This is a genomic window from Clostridium sp., from assembly GCF_032576335.1.
Classification (GTDB): domain Bacteria; phylum Bacillota; class Clostridia; order Oscillospirales; family Acutalibacteraceae; genus Faecalispora.
Genome location: NZ_JAWFXC010000004.1, coordinates 93,026 through 109,578, shown reverse-complemented (window position 1 = coordinate 109,578; position 16,553 = coordinate 93,026). Strand labels below are relative to the sequence as shown.

Sequence of the window (16,553 nt, the reverse complement as noted above, 5' to 3'; positions counted from 1 at the left end):
TTTAGCTAAAAGGGATTTAAGTTATTGAGCTTAACATAAATCAGGTTTTGATTTATAGACAATTCGGAGTTATAAGTGTCAATGAAGCCTTGAGCCGTATAAATTTCTTCATAGACGCTGCTGATGTTTGCAAGTGGGTTTTTATAGATTCCGCAGACTTTCATAGGGATTTCGGTTTCAAGTTCTTTTCCATCCTGCAATACGACTACTTGCAAGGGAATCTCTGCACCCAACTCTTTCGATCCCATCTTTTGTGCAAGCGTGTCGGAAATCAGAATCTCTGTTTTTTCTTTTGGAAAGTCGCCTTTTGCCAAGTTGATATAGTTATGGGTATAGAAACTCTTATCCGGTGCAAGCAGCTCTGTTTGAACACCGGCAAAAACATCATTGTGCAAGGATGTCGTGCTGCATTTTCTTACAAAGTCCGCCCATTCGACCTGTTCTTGCAGCACAGCCTTTTCGTAGGCAGCTTTGCTGCCGGTCAGTGCTCCGTCTGCTGCCGGTCCCGGTGCTGCTTCGGAGGCTTCGTACATGGTTGTAAAAAAGCTGAGCCCGGCCGTTAAGATAAACGAAATCAGAACCGTTGTTAAGAAGATCGCGGTGACCATAATCAGGTTGCGATTGCGGTTGGCTTTCATATTTTTTATAGCAAGTTTCTTTACAATTTTCCCGTTATTATTTTCAAACATTGCCTCACCCCCTTATGTTACAATTCGTCCATCTTCAATCCGCACGATACGGTCGGCAAGCTGGGCAATCTCACTGTTGTGGGTAATCATCACGATGGTCTGATGGAACTGCTGGCTGGTCATCTTGAGCAGCCCCAACACTTCCTGACTGGTTTTGCTGTCCAGATTACCAGTAGGTTCATCGGCTAATATGATAGCGGGTTTTGTAGCTAATGCCCGTGCGATGGCTACGCGCTGCTGCTGGCCGCCGGACAGGTTGTTCGGCAGATTGTTCAGCTTTTCTGTCAGCCCCAGCATCTTCACAATTTTGTTAATGAAGGTTTTGTCCGGCTTCTCGCCATCCAGCTCAATGGGAAGAACAATGTTTTCGTACACATTTAGGATCGGTACAAGATTGTAGTTCTGAAAGATGAATCCAATATTTCTGCGCCGGAAAATGGTAAGCTGATCATCGTTCATTTTGGACAGTTCTTTTCCACCCACTTCCACGCTGCCGGAGGTAGGGGTGTCCAGTCCACCGAGCATATGCAGCAAAGTGGATTTGCCGCTGCCGGACGTGCCGACAATGGCCACAAATTCTCCCAGCTCCACGTTCAAGGCAACACCGTCCAGAGCTTTCACAAGATTTGCACCGGTTCCATATTGCTTATTCAATTCGGTTGTCTTTAATATGCTCATGGCAAATCCTCCTGTTTTCACTTTATCTACTTTATTGTACAAAGCAAATGTCACTAAAAAGTCCCAATCACAAACTCAATTATCACAGTATTGAGACTTTTCATTCTGCATAGAAAAAAGACAGCTCTCAAAGCTGCCTTTCGTTTAGGAGGAACACCGAGAAATTGGAGCCTTTGCCGATTTCGGATTTCACCTGAATGTAGCCGCCCTGCTTGGAGATTATTTCACGGCACAGGTAAAGACCAACGCCGATGCCGCTGAAATCATGCACTTCATCCTCCCGATAGAAGCGTTTGAATATCTGCGCATAATGCTGTTCGGGGATGCCCCTGCCTGTGTCGGCAATTTCAATTTTGGTTGCCATTTCCCATTGCTCCACCATCACGAATATTTTGCCGCCTGACGGTGTGTATTTTACTGCATTATCCAGAATGTTGAACAAGGCTTCCGCAGTCCACTTTTTATCGTGGGGCACGACAATGGCGGGATCACAGTCTACGGTTACTTCTATGTTTTTCTGCTCTGCTGTCCGTTCAATACCGGAAAGTGCAAGCCCTATGGTGATATAGATCGGTGCGGGAAAAACTGCGAGGGTGATAACACCGGTTTCCAGCCGAGACATCTTTACCATTGCCTGTATTAAAAAATCCAGCTTGTCAATTTGCGATTCCATCAGTTCATGAAACTCCCGTGCTTTCTCCGGCGCAAGCTGCCGCTCTAGCAAAGTGGAGTTATACATTTTCAAATTTGTCACCGGTGTTTTCACCTGATGGGAGATATCTGATATTATTTCCTGAATTGCCTGTTTTTCCTCCTGCACCTGTCTTTTTCCGTTCTGCATGATTTCATACAGGCGCTGGAGCTTATGATTAAATTTACCAGTCAGTGTTTCCGATTCCAAATCAAAGGTTACATCTTCTTTTTCTGCTACAATATCATCAATACAAGCATTCAGGGAATCTGAAAAGGCTGTCAGCTTGCTTTTAATCAAGACAATCAAAAGGATGCCTAGAATCAGAACCAGAAGAGAGTAGATGATAGCCGTTCCCCAGATTAACTGGTTCTCTGTGTTGTAAAACAAAGTAAAATAAAATACAGCTGTACAAATGAGAAAAGCAGCACCGACTCCGATATAAATTCCGCTTGTAGATAAATTCTTTTTCATTCCTTCTCACCTGCCCATAGGTAACCCATGCCGTAAACTGTTTTGATGTATTTTCTATCCCCGGTTTCTATCTTATTTCTTAAACGATTGATGTTGACGGTTAAGGCGTGTTCATCCACAAAGTTTGCATCCACATCATACAGCTTTTCCAATAGAACCTGCCGGGTAAGAAGAGCATTCGGATTGCTCGTAAAAATTTTCAGAATTTTATACTCCGTGGGTGTAAAAACGACTGGCTCATCCTTGATGGTTGCTGTCAACCTATCGAAGTCTAACACAAGATCACCACACAGATAATGTTTCTGACTTGCCGGTTCTCCTGACCGCTTCAAAACAGCGGCCACTTTTTTTCTGAAAATATTAATGTTGAATGGCTTTGTGATGTAATCATCCGCGCCTAAATCAAAGCCTTTCATCACATCGACTTCCAAATCACGGGCAGTTAGAAATATGACCGTGATATCCCTTGTAGCCCTGATTTTCTTGCACAGTTCAAAACCATCTCCGTCCGGAAGATTCACATCCAGAATCAACAGGTCAAAGGTTTCATTCTTTATCTTTTCCAGAGCCGCTGCCACATCATGGGCTGGAACAGCTTTATATGCATCCAGTTCAAGGTTATAGCACAAACCGGAATTTAACATCACATCATCTTCTACTACGAGAATTCGTTTCATTTTATCGCTCCTTTTTTGACTTCTTTCTAACATCAGAAATCCTTACTACTTTTTCCTATATTAATTATAATTAAATGCTCACAATATACAAGCCAGTTAACCTTTCATCCTTTCAAATGTTACACCGCTAAATCCATCGCCTGCCCATAGTTTCGGGTTAGGAAAGCCGTTTTTCTCCGCGTAATCAGCTAATATCTGCTTCTGGTTCTGGATACTGCCCGATTCAAATTTTTATAAGCACATGGTGAAGTCAATAAGAAAAACTACACCCAGCAGGTTGATGTCTATTTTAACTTTGCGAGCAAGGTTTTGGGTAAGAGAAAAGCCGTAGGACTTGAACTCCTACGGCTTTTCTTAATAACTAAAACATCCTTATTGACACGGGGCTTTAACACTCTGCGCTGTTTTTTTGTATATTAGCCATTTTCCAAATCTGTTTCAATCAAGCCATTAATATAAGCGTTTACACTCAACCCTTTTGATTGAGCCATTAACTGTATTTTTTCTTTGTATTCCTTTTTCACTCTTAATGGGATAGCGTCATATGCTTTATCATTATATTTGTTCTTTGCTTTAGTGGCTGGAGTACCCATATATAATCACCTCAAATCTAAGTCTAGCATACTTATTTATACTGATATAAGTATACTATAATAGTCTTAAAGACAAGGATTAAGGAGGTAACGAAGTGAAAAAGGCAAGGCTACTATATCATAATATAAAGGCAAAAATAAACCCGCACAAACACTGGAACCTCCAGCATTCATACGGGTTTTTCATTGGACGGAGTGAAATTATAGGACTTGGAGAAATCCTGTGATATCAATGGTTTGCAGGCAATCGGCAAGCATTATTTATAGATAGAGAGATACTCTTTCATTTAACTGTCTCATAGCAATCAAAACTTTCGCAGATATTAAGTGCTTTTAATATATTAAGGCCTAAGACCCTTGCAGAAAAATATCCTGTAATCGCATCGTAAGCATTGAATAATCGTTCTCTTGAATCGTCCTGATTAAACTCATGCTTTGAGCGATTATAGACCTTTACATAAGCAAATAGGGCATTTATAACATTAGTGTCTATCTCATTTATGGCCTGTATTTGTTGAATCGCTTTTCCTAATGTTGTATTTCCAAACCTTAACGGTCCAAGTGATTTTCTAGACTTTAAATAAAGTCTGCAAACAGACTCTAGGTGCATACCACACATTTGAACTGCATAACGAGCGTGCAATCTAACATCACAAATTTCTATTTCAGAGCGCGCATATTGGAGGGGGCGATAAAGTGCTCTTTCCGGTCCTCCTGGATATGGATTTTTAACGGGATTTGCTGGCATGCAATACCCGCCAATTCCACCTATTGCTTGATCGGCGATCCAGAGCTTTTCACAATTATATTGATCGTCGAACTGTTCAATTTCGTCTATAAAGGCTGTAATAGCAGTTTTTGTGCTTTCTGATAATATAGTATCAAAAAGTTGTTGCAATTCGGGATGAGAAATATTCATTAAACCAGCCCCCCTCTCGCAAAGTACGTTGGCTTAATTATAGCAGCCCAATTTAATCCTGTCACTCAATTTTGCTTCCGAGTGTCCTTATAGGACTTAGAACATTTACAGAGCCCTCAACTCCGCATAAACAAAGGCATAGTAAAAAGACCGCCGACAAAAATCGACGGTCTTTTCAATGGTCGAGGTGACAGGTTTTGAACTTGCCCTGTCAACATTTGCATAGTTTCGTACAATTAAGGAATTTAGGCGTAATGCGGGTTTTCAGAGTTTCCAGTTTTGTATAGTTTCGTAATTAAGAGCCGGTTTTTGCACAAATAAACCCCAAGAAATCAAACAGAAACACCCTCATTCCTGGCCGGAAGATCGGGGGATATTTTTTTATAACGATTGCTTTACCAACTTCGGCCTGTCGGTTTGCAATATTTCCAAAGCATCGTGATAGCTTTCAAGCCACTGATCTATTTCAGCATGAGTCAATACAACCGGCATTCGATTGTGTATATCTACTACGGATTGATTAGCTGCTGTCGTTAGTATAGTAAACCGGCGTTCTCCATTAAAATGATTATAAAGGCCAGCCATATATAGAGCCTCTTCTTCCGGTAGGTTAAACTTATATTTTGTTTTAATTCCAGAATGTGACCACTCATAAAATCCACAAGATGGTATGATACAGCGCTTTGCCTCCAAGCTATGCCGGAACATCGGCTTTTCCGGTGCGGTTTCTGCCCTAGCATTAATGACTACACCTTTATTGCGGAAATTAGGAAAACCCCATTTTACAGCTTCAGGTGTTAATTTTCCATCTTCTTGTAGCAGAACCGGTACTGCATTGGTAGGGAAAATTTCGCCTGTTTTTATTTCAGGATTCTTTCTCTGTACCTCTTCAATAATTTGGCGAATTTCTGCTAATTCAGGATCAGAAAATAAAACAAATCGACCACACATATAACTCACCTCTTACTTATCTTTTACAGTGGCCCCCAAAATAAACTTACGGGATGTATTGTATGGTCACGCTTGGGGTCAAACCCAGACAACTCTGTGTCTTTTAATAGTATCGCAGGGCGAACTGCATTCGCCCCGAAGCGCTTTTTCAGGCCATCCATGGCAATATCTAATTGTTCCATTCGCAGTTGATCTTTTCCTGCTCCAAATAAATCCAGCTGCAGGGGGGCAGAATCACTTACCAAATCAGATATACTGATTCCCAAACTACGGATTGGCCGCTGCCAATCATAATGTTTCAAAAACAAATCCATGCCTGCCGGTACAATTTCAGGAATAGGTATATAATCTAATTTATGCGAGGTGATAAGATGGATTTGCCAGGTCTGCTGTCTTTTCAAAACGGTGGTGTTTTTAAAGGTAGTAAAGGTAATATACGGTATATTATTAAACCTATTGACGAAAAACTACTAGTACAAACGTGGCAAGGGCCTTATTGTTATGAAAAGTCAGTAATGGAAGATGAATCTCAATTTGAACTGAACGATAACGGAAGAGGTGCAATGCTAGAGTGGCTTACGGAAAAGCTGCATATTATATAAAGAATCCCGCCCTATAATCAGGGCGGGATTCTTCACTTAGTTAAAGGGATAATTGCTGTTATCTAGAATAGACTGTGTAATTGCTGTTAAGTCTTTATCGTCAATCACACCATCTGGAATTACATCAGTATCAAAGCGGGTGGTATCTGTCTGGTCTGCCTGCATTCCATAATAATAGGCATCAATACCTAAATCCAAAAGGGTGTATTCGCCGGTGCGGTTAACATCCTTATTAGCTTCTACTTCAATGGTATCTTCGCCGCAGTTTTCCTCTGCAACGTCCATTTCTAGTACGTCATTATCGGCGATTCGTCCTTTTGTAATATCTACTTTACCGATTCCTACCGACTTTGCTTTAAACGTAAGCTCGATTAAGTCTTTGTCTCCGGTTGCGCCGCTATCTTTTCCTAAGTGGGCAACGATGAATCTTACGGACCCGGGCTTTGAAGTATCTTCCTTATAAATTTTCAAACCATCTTTAGCGGAAGCTCCTAGGTACTCAAATCGTTCCGCATCATAGTCGATTTTAATGTCTTCTGCGTAGATGTTGCTGACATTGTGGATGGCTACGGTTGTGGTGAAACGGTTGCCTACCTTTACTCTGTTGGGAGAGGCGGTGACGGTGAGGGTGGGGGACATACCTTCTATTTTATATGATTCAACAACTGGATTGACGGATACGCCAGAAGGAAAGCTTTTATCTGAAACGTATCCACTTATGGCAAATACTTCACCTTGAAAAATTGCTGTTACAAAATTGCTTCTGGGCGCTATCATTGACTGTAGGCGTGTCCATTGATTAGTTTTAATATCATAAACAGCAAAATCGTTGATAGTACCCGTTGAGTTCGCACCTCCCATACAATAGATTTTCTCTTTTGCGATTTCCACTTGGTTATAGTAAGAAGAAAAAGGCATGGTATCTAAAGTGCTCCATGTATTTGAGTCAAAGGCGTACAAGCTCTTTAGGCTACTTGAACCATTGTATCCGCCAAAAATATAAATTTTATTATTATAAACTATAGTGTCATTACTTACACTCATGCGTTGTACAGGTAAATCAGGTGCACTTTCCCATGAGTCTGTTCGAGGGTCATATCGCTCAACAGATCTTAGATATTCTTTTTCGCCAGATGTGCCCCCAATAGCATAAATTTTCCCATCTAATACCCCCGACGTAAATCTACTACGTGGTTGTTTCATGGCCGCTTTTACACTCCACTGGTTTGTTTCGGGGTCATAAACCTCTATTCTTCTATCTGAATTAGAATATTTATAGTCTTGGCTGCCACCGAAAACATATATTTTCCCATCTACGATTTGTGCCTGGAAAAATCTTCGATAATAGTTTAAAGGCGCTATCTCGGTCCAAATATCTTTTTCCGGGTCATAAGCTTCTGCATATGTGTCTCCTATGGCATATAATTTATTGTTTAGCACAACTGTTTGAAAAGCTGTTTTGGGGTGTTTCATGCTGGCTTTTATTTCCCATTTCTTAGTACTAGGATCAAATGCTTCAACTGAAGAAGATTGCATGGAATTGACAGTGCCACCAATCACATATATTTTTCCATCTACAACTTGCGCCTGTGAATAAAATCTTCCATAATTTAAAGAGGGCCTTTGTGCCCAACCTTTTTCGTCATTTGCCGCAAATGCAAAGGGCATAACAGATGACATTAGTGTTAATATCAGCAAAAACACTAAGCCTCTTTTCATATTTAATTTCATTTCTATTTCTCCATTCAATTTGTTAGAGCATTAATGCTTTTAGTTCAATTTAAACAATTGTTCTATATTTATATCGGTCTGTATTGTTGATAATTTAGCATAAAATAAGAATCCCCCGCCAAGAAGAAATCTTCTAGCGGGGGATAGCCACATCTATTCGGTTTTTTCCGCTTTGCTTTTAATCGCCGCAAAAGCATCTTTCACCTGCTCCGGCATCGGCACACCCATGATGCCAAAGTTTTCTATGATGCTGAAGCCCTCATTTGCGATAAAGAACAGAATCACTGCTGTGCGCAAATACCCGCCGGTATTGGCTACGGTATCTAGCTGTACTGCAACATACACAACAACGGAATGCCCAGCCGATTGCACTCAGCTACATTTCGTAACCACTGTTTGTCGTCTTGGTCGGCTTTATCGCTACCATACCCGCAGCGTAGGATAGCAAAATTAATCTTACTCTTGAGCTTGTCCCAATCAACGCGCCCGTTGGCGTTGCTCACGTCTATACCTTTAAGCATTTATATCCAGCTCCTTTCTCACTTGGACTACATCATCCGTAGCCATGCGGGGGTAGTCCTTAATTATATCCTCAAAAGCTTCCCCATTTGCCCTTCTACGTGCAATTACTTGACAAGTAATTTTAAGTAAAATACTCATTATGCCTCACCTCCCAACGCCAAAGCAGCAATAGCGGCTTGCATATCGGCAATCTCAGCCGCCTGCGTTGCTTGCTGCATCTCCGCATAAGTAAGCTGCGCCAATGTAATACAAAGCCTTTCCTCGGTAACAGCGGGGACGTCCGCTGCGGCTTTTGTAATGACTACAGGCTTAAGTGTTAACGCAGTACGTAGCACATAATGGTTGCAAATGCTCTGTGTCTGCTTATCTCCGTCCTGCGTAATGATCGTCAGACGGTCAGTTTTGGTACTGTCGGAGGTCAGTGCATCCAGAGCGTCAAATGAGATTGTGTCTTTAGCAAGCTGGATTTCAAGGCTGTCTCGATTTGCTCCCTGATGATAAATAAGTCCGCATTAATATTGGTTACGTTAATGCTTGTGCCATCCGCGAAAATAATCTGTTGTAACATAATCAGTCTCCTTATGTTTGATAAATAGGCAATGTTCTACTAATTCCAGTAACAAGTTCGTTTAAAAAGTAAAACATTGGGCATTTAAAGTAAAAACTGGAGCCGTGGGACGTTGTTGATTTGAGAGTTGCACTGATGTAAATAGAAATATTATCCAAAGCCAGCTTTTTGATGTTATACTTCTAAACTTGTTGCGCTATCCAATCAGCTATCAAATCGGGATTGATTTCTTTTTCATCAACCAGCGTCAGCCAACCCTTTTCCGCCCATTCTTCCCAAGGGATTTTTAAGCGGTTCAAATCCTTCGAGCGTAGACAAAGCCAAGAATGGTTAATGTCATATCGCATACCATCAACTTTAAAATGCAGGTTTGCGCTTGCGAAGTCATTGATTGCCGCATAGTCGATACTGGCGACGCAGCTTTTTCCGGTCAGATCAGGCATAGGCTTGTTAGTGGCTTTTACATTTTCCTCTTCGGTAACCGGTGTTTCCTCACAGCTCATAGGCAAATTCATACGCTTGGTGTAAAAATCCAATCGTACCTGATTTTTATAAGTCTTATCGATAAATTCCTGATCCATTTGCATTTTGAGTTCGTGAAAGTAATTGATAGACGGGCAAAGCCTTTTCCCATAAGTCCGGGTTATCGCACTCTTCAAAAGAATCCATCTTGAAAATCAGAGGGCAAAGCCTGCTGTTTGGGATAGTACCCTCCAGTACATCATGGGCAAGCCGCAAATCTTCATCCAGCACACCGTCGCGAACGTAGCCGTTTGTGGTGATCTTGAAAATTCGGCTATGCTCGCGCTTACCAAAACCAGACTGAAAAACGCCAATTGTTTTAGAGTTTTCATACTCATGCTCTTCATCAAAATTTATGCAAGCAGAACGCTTACCGTCTTTCGTACGGGCATTAGAAGTGTTGTATCTGATATATGAACGGGTATTAAGATTTCGGATTTCCTCTTTTGATTTGTAAAAGAACTTCTTCGACCTTACCCAGGTATCTTCAAGCTTTGTCAGGAACCCACCCGAGTAACGCCGCACAGATTAAAACGCGTTTTATTTGATCGGGGGTACCTTAACAATATTCTCATAATTCAACTCCAATCTTCTGCCCACGGTTCGGGCTTTGGTTTTCTCAACCTCTCCGGATGACATACTGTTTCATGGCAAGTATGACATACGCTTATAAGATTACGCTTTGTTTGTCCTTTGCCATCCACATATGTTTTGCTCAACGCTAGCTCTGGATGAAACCGCACATAGTTAACATGATGCACATGATTGGCCCGTGTGTACTTACCTTTACTTTTGCATATCTGACACTCGTTATTATCTTCTTCCAATACTTCTCGGCGTAGTTTGCGCCACGGTGGAGATACGTAAAATTCATGGATACGTCCTGTTGCTATTAGCTGGCGGATGTATCTTTCCGTCATCACAGTTTTGTTCTCTTTGTTCCTCATATAAACACCGTGGCAGCATGCAGTATGACACACCCGCCTTGCGGTAATCGTTCAAGGGGCAATTAATGCACTTCACTGCAGTCACCTCCTTTAATTGGCGTTAAAACACCAGTATTACTGTAGAATTTTTCTAAGACATTCCTAGAACGTATCCCGTATCTGCACATTGACAAGCCTAGCGCAAGCTCCATATTATGTACAAATCCCTTGAGAAAGGAGGGATAAGTTAATGTTTGATAATGATTCTTTCGATCGTGGCAAATGTAGGCGTAACGATTGGAATTGGAATGATAGAGACAATGATAGAGATAACGATCGTGATAATGATAGTCGTCGTCGCTGCCATGAGCGTTGCCGTTGGTGCAGTAATCCATGGTGTCGTCAACGTTGCCACCGATGCTGTGAACGTTGTTTTGGATAACTAGGAAAATGGGCAGCCACACTGTGGTTGCCCTCAATTTTTTATTCTATTCTTTCAGTGGACAGTATGCTGCTCACATTCTAAAAATAGGTATAAGAAAAGCGCCCGCCATAAGGCAAAGCGCTAAAAAGGCACCCACAATAAGCGGATGCCTCATAATATTTTGTCCCGAGTAACGCCCGGGTTATCGACTGTTATACCTGCTTTTGTTGTTTAGTCTGTGGAACAGTTCAGAAGGACTACAACACCGAATTAATGCTTTCGGCTTAGCACGAAAAGATAGGCTTTTTGGATATTTCCAACTTTTCTATATTACTATATTTCTCTTCGTATGTCAACAGCTTTCTCTTAAAGCAGTTTATAGCACTGCACCTGTTCTTTTCACCGCGGTCTGATAATGCTGCTTATCCCACTCAAACCCGGTATAATTGCGTTCAGAGTTGATGCAGGCAACTGCCGTTGTACCGCTACCCATGCAGTTATCCAGAACCAGATCACCTGGATTTGTATATGTCCGGATGAGGTACTCAAACAGCGCAACGGGTTTCTGCGTTGGGTGAAGGCCGCGTTCGCATTTTACTTCTAATAACTACCGCGGATAATGAACAATACAGGTCTCTGTATCGTGAGACAAGCTGCCGTCTGCTGCATAAACAAAATCTCCGTGCGCCGGCGCTTTCTTTCCTCGCTGAATAATAGTCTTATCCAGTATGATGATTCCCTGTGGGTTGTATGTTGGAAGGTGTTTATAAAACACGCAGACTTCTTCTATGCAACGTAGCGGCTGCCTCTTAGCGTTCGCAAACCCAGTTATCATGTTTTTCTTCCAGTACCAGCAATACCGGGATAGCTTTGGCTGGCTGCTAATCAGCCTTGTCATAAACGGCTGGCAGGCTGTTAAAACAATAGCCCCGTTTTCCTTGATGATACGTAGGTACTGCTGTCACAGCTGTTCAAATGGCAACAAACTGTCCAACTTGCAATCCATAATACCATATGGCAAATCGCAAAGTATCATATCGATACTTTTATCCGGGTACACACTCATACCGGATAGGCAGTCCATGTTAAATATTTTATTTATGTATTCCATACGGCTCCTTTCTATCGGACCCGCACAAAGGTATGAAAAAGCGCTCAGCCATTAGCTGAACGCTCTCTGCAAAACTCCGTAATTATATAATACCACATTTTGACCTGCCGAAATACGCCGATTTCCGCCGGAAGTCGCCGGTTATTTCTATTTATCTTTTGAGTTTTTAAGCAATTCAGTAATATCAAAATTCCATCTGTGTGTAGAAGATTTATTACACTCAAAATAGATTTCTCCGTTTTCATGTATGCATTTTAACTTTCCACCTAATGTTTCACCACAAGTTGGACATGCCTTTGGAATGATTTTTATAACTTCTTTTCTTTTTCTAATAAGTTTTCCTGTTATGTTATTTTTTAGTAAATAAAAAATTTGAAATACAAAATACATAAATATAATTATGAGAATACCTTCTATAATTAACCATATTTGCAGTCTATTCATAAATGGAAAATATCCATTCATTTTAATTATTTTAAGATCATTAAAAGCAACTAAAATAGTGACGATGTTGGCAATTAAAGATACGACTGCAGCAATCCATTTTCCAATCATAGTTCCAGATTGCCTAACTTCACATAAATCATTTAAACAAGATTGTGGGTTTTTCTTAGAATTGGAAGACGTAATTATAATATCTCTACCCGCATTGTACTGATTCCCGTTATTATCGCCTTCATTATAAAACATTTTATCTCTTCCTTTATTTTGCATTTACTTTATAATACTGTAAGGAAGCCAAAATTTCAATAATTATAAGTGCCTACTTATAGCACTACATACCGAAAAAGACTAATTGAGCCGCCAGCATCATTAGCTGAAGCAGGGCGACACGCACACGCTCGCGGGTCTGGCTCTCCAAATAATCTACCTTGTCCGCAATCTCTTTCCACGGTTGCCGGCGGAAGGTTCGGTGCCGCGGCTTCGGATTTGCGTCAGGGCTGCCCATATACCTCAGCTCCAATATGTACCGGTCGGTTTTATCCAAGCGGCCAAGTGCCAGACCGAGCCAGTTGCGTTTCTCCTGTAGCTCCGCAACCCTTCGGTAACAGTTCATAGTCTCATCTTCATAATATCGTGAAGGATCCGCCAGCGCGCCATATTGGCCGTGCGGTCCCCGTCCCCAGGCAGGCCTTTGCCGCCCGGCAGCCCTGAGAGGTTGACGAACGGCAATTTTATTGTATTTTTCATTTCTTCGCAGTGCTGGATGGTGGCAAACTCCTCATCAATCATCTGGGGAATATCGTAGTAAATTTCAAGCAGCTCTTTCACTTCGTTAATTGTCACTGCCATCATCCTTTCATCTTTGGATGAAAAATTCTTATTCGCATAAGCTACTTCTGAGGTGATTTTGTGGATATTCAAAATAAATCTTTAAATACCGATGACCGGGCAAGCAACAAAGGAATCAGTGCAGACATTGCTAAAAGCAAGCCAGAAAATCAGAATCAAAATCACAATACCAAGAAAGTTGCTTTAGGACCCTAATACAAAAAGATAATTACCAGAACAGCTCTTGCATTATAGTAGGAGCTGTTTTTTTACCCTCTATCAAAATCCCTACTATTTCGGCTCCGGGTCAACCCTTTTCTGTTTCCAGCATATTATGATATTGTCAAAACGATAAAGGAGAAATTTTTTATGAACCCGGAGAGTAATTTTTTAGTTTGCAGAAATAAGTGCGACTTGATAAACACCTTTCGCAAGCTTTGGACACAACACGTTATGTGGACAAGGTCGTTTATAATCAGCACTGCATCCGATTTGGGAGATTTACAGTATGTGACTAAGCGTCTTTTGCATAATCCTTCGGATTTTGCAAATGTTTTAAAAAAATATTATGGTGAAGAGAAAGCAGATAGTTTTGCATCACTTCTCACAGAACACCTTACTATTGCTGCAAAGCTTGTAAATTCGGCAAAATCAGGTGATACTAACGCAGTAAATGAAGAGAGAATAAAGTGGTATGCAAACGCGGATCAAATTTCAGATTTTATGGCTAGCATTAACCCGTACTGGCTTCAACACAAATGGCAGCTAATGCTGTACGACCATCTCAAAATTACCGAAGATGAAGCGGTATATCGATTAACTAAGCAATACGCAAAAGATGTTGCTATTTACGATACAATTGAAGATCAAGCTCTTATGATGGCTGATGATATGGTAAATGGTATCTATAAACAATTTTGCGTCTAATTTTTCTAATACGGCTCCTGCTATGAAGCAGGAGCCACTTTTGTTCTTGCTTATTTTTATCTGTGTGCAGATACCTCTATAATCTTAACCAACGTCCGCGGTACCTCTCCATAATACTTCGACATTTGTGTAATCACAATCTGCGCATCATCTTTGTATGCCAGCTCGTTCAGGGCATCACAAATAGTCTTTATCACATTATCGCAGTCCGGTTTTTTCGTGGGGCGGATAACTCCGGAGATCATCTCAGCCTGAATCCGTTTGCTTTTACTCTTGGGTATGGGATAGAATGCCGTGATTTGCATAGCCAACTGGGCATCATCCGAAAAGGCTCGGGGTGGGAATTTTGTTATATTACCATCAGGTGCAGAAACTACAGCCCAAGTCCAAAAACAGACCATCAAGCCCACTGCATACACATTGCTTATTTTTAGAGTATCGGCCAGATTATAAATCTTGTCGTGTTCCTTAATACCATCATCAACCTGTATCCATGCCACTGTGTATCACCTGCTCTTAGTATTTAGAATGCTGTTTTAGCATTTGGGCGTAGACGACACAAGATTTGTTGTCTATCCAATCCGCTTTGGAATTCACCCCTGCACCTCTCCGGTTTCCATATTAACTTCTTCTGCTTCAGCTTGAAGTGGAACAATCTCGGGAAGCATATCTTCATCATCGAATTGTCCATGAGCAAGGGCATCCGCAGCGGACAGCGTACCCGGATTAGCTTTCTGATAGTCAATAGACATCAGTCCCCACTTACCAATCAAACGGCGAAATACGGTTTTCATAGCCATACTGTCAAAATCTTCACGCCAACCTTTGCCCATATACTGACCCTTACGGTTCTTTTTCTCGTGAGTTTCGACCTGCTTTCTGGTCATGTAGATGGTCTTTTCCGTACCGTTAATCAAGCGATAATAACCTACCCATCCGATGATTGAAAGTTTCTCTCGTTCTTCATCATCCTCCACAAAATCCAGCTCAATGTCTTTCGTCAGGCGGTTGTAACTCTTTAGCTCACATTCACGAACGTCCACTACATTAACGGTTTTGTATACACCGGTGCGCAGTGCCAACTGATTCATGCCCTTATAGCCCATGATAAAAGATGCTTCCATGCGCTTTCTACTGCTACCATCCGGATTCTTGACAGTGTTGTTGAACGGAACTATGTAGGCATTGCCTAGGTTTGGGTCAATGGGAAGATTGAACGTTGCCGCTTTCAGAGCAGAGTTTCAGAATCATACTGACTATAAATCAGGCCACGCAGTTCTCTTACTTTTTCCATAATTTCACCTCATAAATCATTCATTTGGTGACTAAAATAATAATAGCATGCTAATAAACCTATGTCAACACTTTGGTGATTTTTTTAGTTGTTTTTTATTTTTGTCTTGAATTTGGTGACAAGTTATGTTTTAATATAGGTATTAGATAGGACAGGTGATAACAATGAACCAAACATTCGGAGATCGGTTAAAACAAATTAGATTAGAACGTAATATGTCTCAAGAAGAATTTGCTTCATTACTCGGTACATCGAAACAGGTGATAAGTAGGTACGAGACAAATCAGCGCACTCCTAAAATCACCGTGGCAAACGAATATTCTGAGAAATTAGGTGTGCCATTAAATTTCCTTCTTGGAAAAGGAGCTGTTGCTCCGGATAAGGAAATTACATTTGACGACTTCACATATGCGCTTCACTCCGAGACACAAGAGTTAACGGAAGAGAATAAACAGAAACTTCTTGAAATGGCTAAGCTGTTTAAGCTAAGCCAAAAACACGACGATAACGAAAAGAAATAAGCTGAGGAAAAACCATGTTCGACCTATCTACAATATACAGCGACTTAGAAGCGAGACAGATAAAACTATTTACACAGAATATTGGTTTTGCTGATGCAGCAACAATTGAATTTGGTGGTAAATATGGCATTTTTCTGGATTTGTCTTGCTTCGATAGCATCCCTAAATATAAAGAGATCCTTGCTCATTAACTCGGTCATTGTGCTACCGGTTGCACCAATAAAGTAAGCAGCCCATTAGACTTAATCGAGAAACATGAGTATAAAGCAAACCGCTGGGCTATTGAGCGGTACATACCTTTTAATGAATTGAGCGGAGCTATAAAGCAAGGCTACGCCGAAAGATGGCAGCTAGCAAAATACTTTGATATGCCGGATTCGTTCATTCAAAAAGCACTAGATTATAATTTTTCTTCGCTGCAAAGAAAAATGGCATAATAAAAGCCCCACACACTACTGCAA

Annotated in this window: 27 protein-coding genes and 1 pseudogene; 5 read left to right on the top strand and 23 right to left on the bottom strand. The window is 41.1% G+C overall.

What is annotated here, in order from left to right; genetic code table 11:
* Nucleotides 1-5: 5 nt before the first annotated feature.
* The 8 genes from E7L17_RS05760 to E7L17_RS05725 all read right to left on the bottom strand — a co-directional run bounded on the left by E7L17_RS05760 (nt 6) and on the right by E7L17_RS05725 (nt 6,073).
* On the bottom strand, nt 6-689 hold the full coding sequence (locus E7L17_RS05760; protein WP_316322304.1) for a hypothetical protein: 684 nt from the start codon (nt 687-689) through the stop codon (nt 6-8).
* Nucleotides 690-701: 12 nt separating this feature from the next.
* A complete protein-coding gene (locus E7L17_RS05755; protein ID WP_316322303.1) occupies nt 702-1,367 on the bottom strand; it encodes an ABC transporter ATP-binding protein in 666 nt (221 codons plus the stop codon).
* A gap of 127 nt (nt 1,368-1,494) precedes the next feature.
* Entirely contained in the window at nt 1,495-2,532 is a 1,038-nt protein-coding gene (locus E7L17_RS05750; protein WP_316322302.1) for a HAMP domain-containing sensor histidine kinase, read from the bottom strand.
* Complete coding sequence (locus E7L17_RS05745) at nt 2,529-3,209, bottom strand: response regulator transcription factor (RefSeq protein WP_316322301.1); 681 nt, start codon at nt 3,207-3,209, stop codon at nt 2,529-2,531. The genes E7L17_RS05750 and E7L17_RS05745 overlap by 4 nt, the downstream gene beginning before the upstream one ends.
* Before the next feature lie 416 nt (nt 3,210-3,625).
* Nucleotides 3,626-3,802: a toxin-antitoxin system HicB family antitoxin gene (locus E7L17_RS05740; RefSeq protein ID WP_316322300.1), complete on the bottom strand. Its 177-nt coding sequence runs from the start codon at nt 3,800-3,802 to the stop codon at nt 3,626-3,628.
* A gap of 283 nt (nt 3,803-4,085) precedes the next feature.
* Nucleotides 4,086-4,721: a hypothetical protein gene (locus tag E7L17_RS05735; protein WP_316322299.1), complete on the bottom strand. Its 636-nt coding sequence runs from the start codon at nt 4,719-4,721 to the stop codon at nt 4,086-4,088.
* A 381-nt stretch (nt 4,722-5,102) separates the two neighbouring features.
* Complete coding sequence (locus E7L17_RS05730) at nt 5,103-5,672, bottom strand: SOS response-associated peptidase (protein ID WP_316322298.1); 570 nt, start codon at nt 5,670-5,672, stop codon at nt 5,103-5,105.
* A gap of 23 nt (nt 5,673-5,695) precedes the next feature.
* A complete protein-coding gene (locus E7L17_RS05725; protein ID WP_410470646.1) occupies nt 5,696-6,073 on the bottom strand; it encodes a hypothetical protein in 378 nt (125 codons plus the stop codon).
* Here E7L17_RS05725 and E7L17_RS05720 point away from each other — a divergent pair.
* Entirely contained in the window at nt 6,044-6,274 is a 231-nt protein-coding gene (locus E7L17_RS05720; protein ID WP_316322296.1) for a hypothetical protein, read from the top strand. The genes E7L17_RS05725 and E7L17_RS05720 overlap by 30 nt on opposite strands.
* A gap of 36 nt (nt 6,275-6,310) precedes the next feature.
* On the opposite strand, the gene E7L17_RS05715 is transcribed toward E7L17_RS05720, so the two are convergent.
* The 13 genes and pseudogenes from E7L17_RS05715 to E7L17_RS05655 all read right to left on the bottom strand — a co-directional run bounded on the left by E7L17_RS05715 (nt 6,311) and on the right by E7L17_RS05655 (nt 13,365).
* A complete protein-coding gene (locus E7L17_RS05715) occupies nt 6,311-8,005 on the bottom strand; it encodes a kelch repeat-containing protein (protein ID WP_316322295.1) in 1,695 nt (564 codons plus the stop codon).
* Nucleotides 8,006-8,158: 153 nt separating this feature from the next.
* Nucleotides 8,159-8,377 (bottom strand): phage holin family protein, encoded by a 219-nt coding sequence (locus tag E7L17_RS05710; RefSeq protein WP_316322294.1) that lies wholly within the window; start codon nt 8,375-8,377, stop codon nt 8,159-8,161.
* A 141-nt stretch (nt 8,378-8,518) separates the two neighbouring features.
* Nucleotides 8,519-8,665: an antitoxin gene (locus E7L17_RS05705; RefSeq protein WP_316322293.1), complete on the bottom strand. Its 147-nt coding sequence runs from the start codon at nt 8,663-8,665 to the stop codon at nt 8,519-8,521.
* A complete protein-coding gene (locus E7L17_RS05700) occupies nt 8,665-8,862 on the bottom strand; it encodes a hypothetical protein (RefSeq protein WP_316322292.1) in 198 nt (65 codons plus the stop codon). The genes E7L17_RS05705 and E7L17_RS05700 overlap by 1 nt, the downstream gene beginning before the upstream one ends.
* 415 nt (nt 8,863-9,277) lie before the next feature.
* Nucleotides 9,278-9,676, bottom strand: a complete 399-nt coding sequence (locus E7L17_RS05695; protein ID WP_316322291.1) for a terminase TerL endonuclease subunit — start codon at nt 9,674-9,676, stop codon at nt 9,278-9,280.
* Nucleotides 9,654-10,142, bottom strand: coding sequence for a terminase large subunit domain-containing protein (locus E7L17_RS05690; RefSeq protein WP_316322290.1), 489 nt, complete (start codon nt 10,140-10,142; stop codon nt 9,654-9,656). Before E7L17_RS05690 ends, E7L17_RS05695 begins: the two co-directional genes overlap by 23 nt.
* 53 nt (nt 10,143-10,195) lie before the next feature.
* On the bottom strand, nt 10,196-10,537 hold the full coding sequence (locus E7L17_RS05685) for an HNH endonuclease (protein WP_316322485.1): 342 nt from the start codon (nt 10,535-10,537) through the stop codon (nt 10,196-10,198).
* An 806-nt stretch (nt 10,538-11,343) separates the two neighbouring features.
* Nucleotides 11,344-11,538: pseudogene (locus E7L17_RS05680) on the bottom strand (DNA methyltransferase); the annotation flags it as partial.
* Between the two features lie 36 nt (nt 11,539-11,574).
* Entirely contained in the window at nt 11,575-11,802 is a 228-nt protein-coding gene (locus tag E7L17_RS05675) for a hypothetical protein (RefSeq protein ID WP_316322289.1), read from the bottom strand.
* A gap of 126 nt (nt 11,803-11,928) precedes the next feature.
* Nucleotides 11,929-12,078, bottom strand: a complete 150-nt coding sequence (locus E7L17_RS05670) for a hypothetical protein (RefSeq protein WP_316322288.1) — start codon at nt 12,076-12,078, stop codon at nt 11,929-11,931.
* 147 nt (nt 12,079-12,225) lie between these two features.
* Nucleotides 12,226-12,768, bottom strand: coding sequence for a hypothetical protein (locus E7L17_RS05665; protein ID WP_316322287.1), 543 nt, complete (start codon nt 12,766-12,768; stop codon nt 12,226-12,228).
* 85 nt (nt 12,769-12,853) lie between these two features.
* Nucleotides 12,854-13,135 (bottom strand): hypothetical protein, encoded by a 282-nt coding sequence (locus E7L17_RS05660; RefSeq protein ID WP_316322286.1) that lies wholly within the window; start codon nt 13,133-13,135, stop codon nt 12,854-12,856.
* On the bottom strand, nt 13,132-13,365 hold the full coding sequence (locus tag E7L17_RS05655) for a hypothetical protein (protein WP_316322285.1): 234 nt from the start codon (nt 13,363-13,365) through the stop codon (nt 13,132-13,134). The genes E7L17_RS05660 and E7L17_RS05655 overlap by 4 nt, the downstream gene beginning before the upstream one ends.
* A gap of 66 nt (nt 13,366-13,431) precedes the next feature.
* Between E7L17_RS05655 and E7L17_RS05650 the strand changes: the two genes are divergently transcribed.
* Both E7L17_RS05650 and E7L17_RS05645 read left to right on the top strand, forming a co-directional pair.
* Entirely contained in the window at nt 13,432-13,566 is a 135-nt protein-coding gene (locus E7L17_RS05650; protein WP_316322284.1) for a hypothetical protein, read from the top strand.
* A gap of 294 nt (nt 13,567-13,860) precedes the next feature.
* Entirely contained in the window at nt 13,861-14,277 is a 417-nt protein-coding gene (locus tag E7L17_RS05645) for an acetylglutamate kinase (RefSeq protein ID WP_316322283.1), read from the top strand.
* A gap of 56 nt (nt 14,278-14,333) precedes the next feature.
* On the opposite strand, the gene E7L17_RS05640 is transcribed toward E7L17_RS05645, so the two are convergent.
* Nucleotides 14,334-14,777: a RusA family crossover junction endodeoxyribonuclease gene (locus E7L17_RS05640; RefSeq protein WP_316322282.1), complete on the bottom strand. Its 444-nt coding sequence runs from the start codon at nt 14,775-14,777 to the stop codon at nt 14,334-14,336.
* 93 nt (nt 14,778-14,870) lie between these two features.
* A complete protein-coding gene (locus E7L17_RS05635) occupies nt 14,871-15,509 on the bottom strand; it encodes a recombinase RecT (protein WP_316322484.1) in 639 nt (212 codons plus the stop codon).
* 226 nt (nt 15,510-15,735) lie between these two features.
* On the opposite strand from E7L17_RS05635, the gene E7L17_RS05630 reads away from it, so the two are divergent.
* Both E7L17_RS05630 and E7L17_RS05625 read left to right on the top strand, forming a co-directional pair.
* Nucleotides 15,736-16,092: a helix-turn-helix transcriptional regulator gene (locus tag E7L17_RS05630; protein ID WP_316322281.1), complete on the top strand. Its 357-nt coding sequence runs from the start codon at nt 15,736-15,738 to the stop codon at nt 16,090-16,092.
* Between the two features lie 14 nt (nt 16,093-16,106).
* Entirely contained in the window at nt 16,107-16,283 is a 177-nt protein-coding gene (locus tag E7L17_RS05625) for a hypothetical protein (RefSeq protein ID WP_316322280.1), read from the top strand.
* Nucleotides 16,284-16,553: the final 270 nt, after the last annotated feature.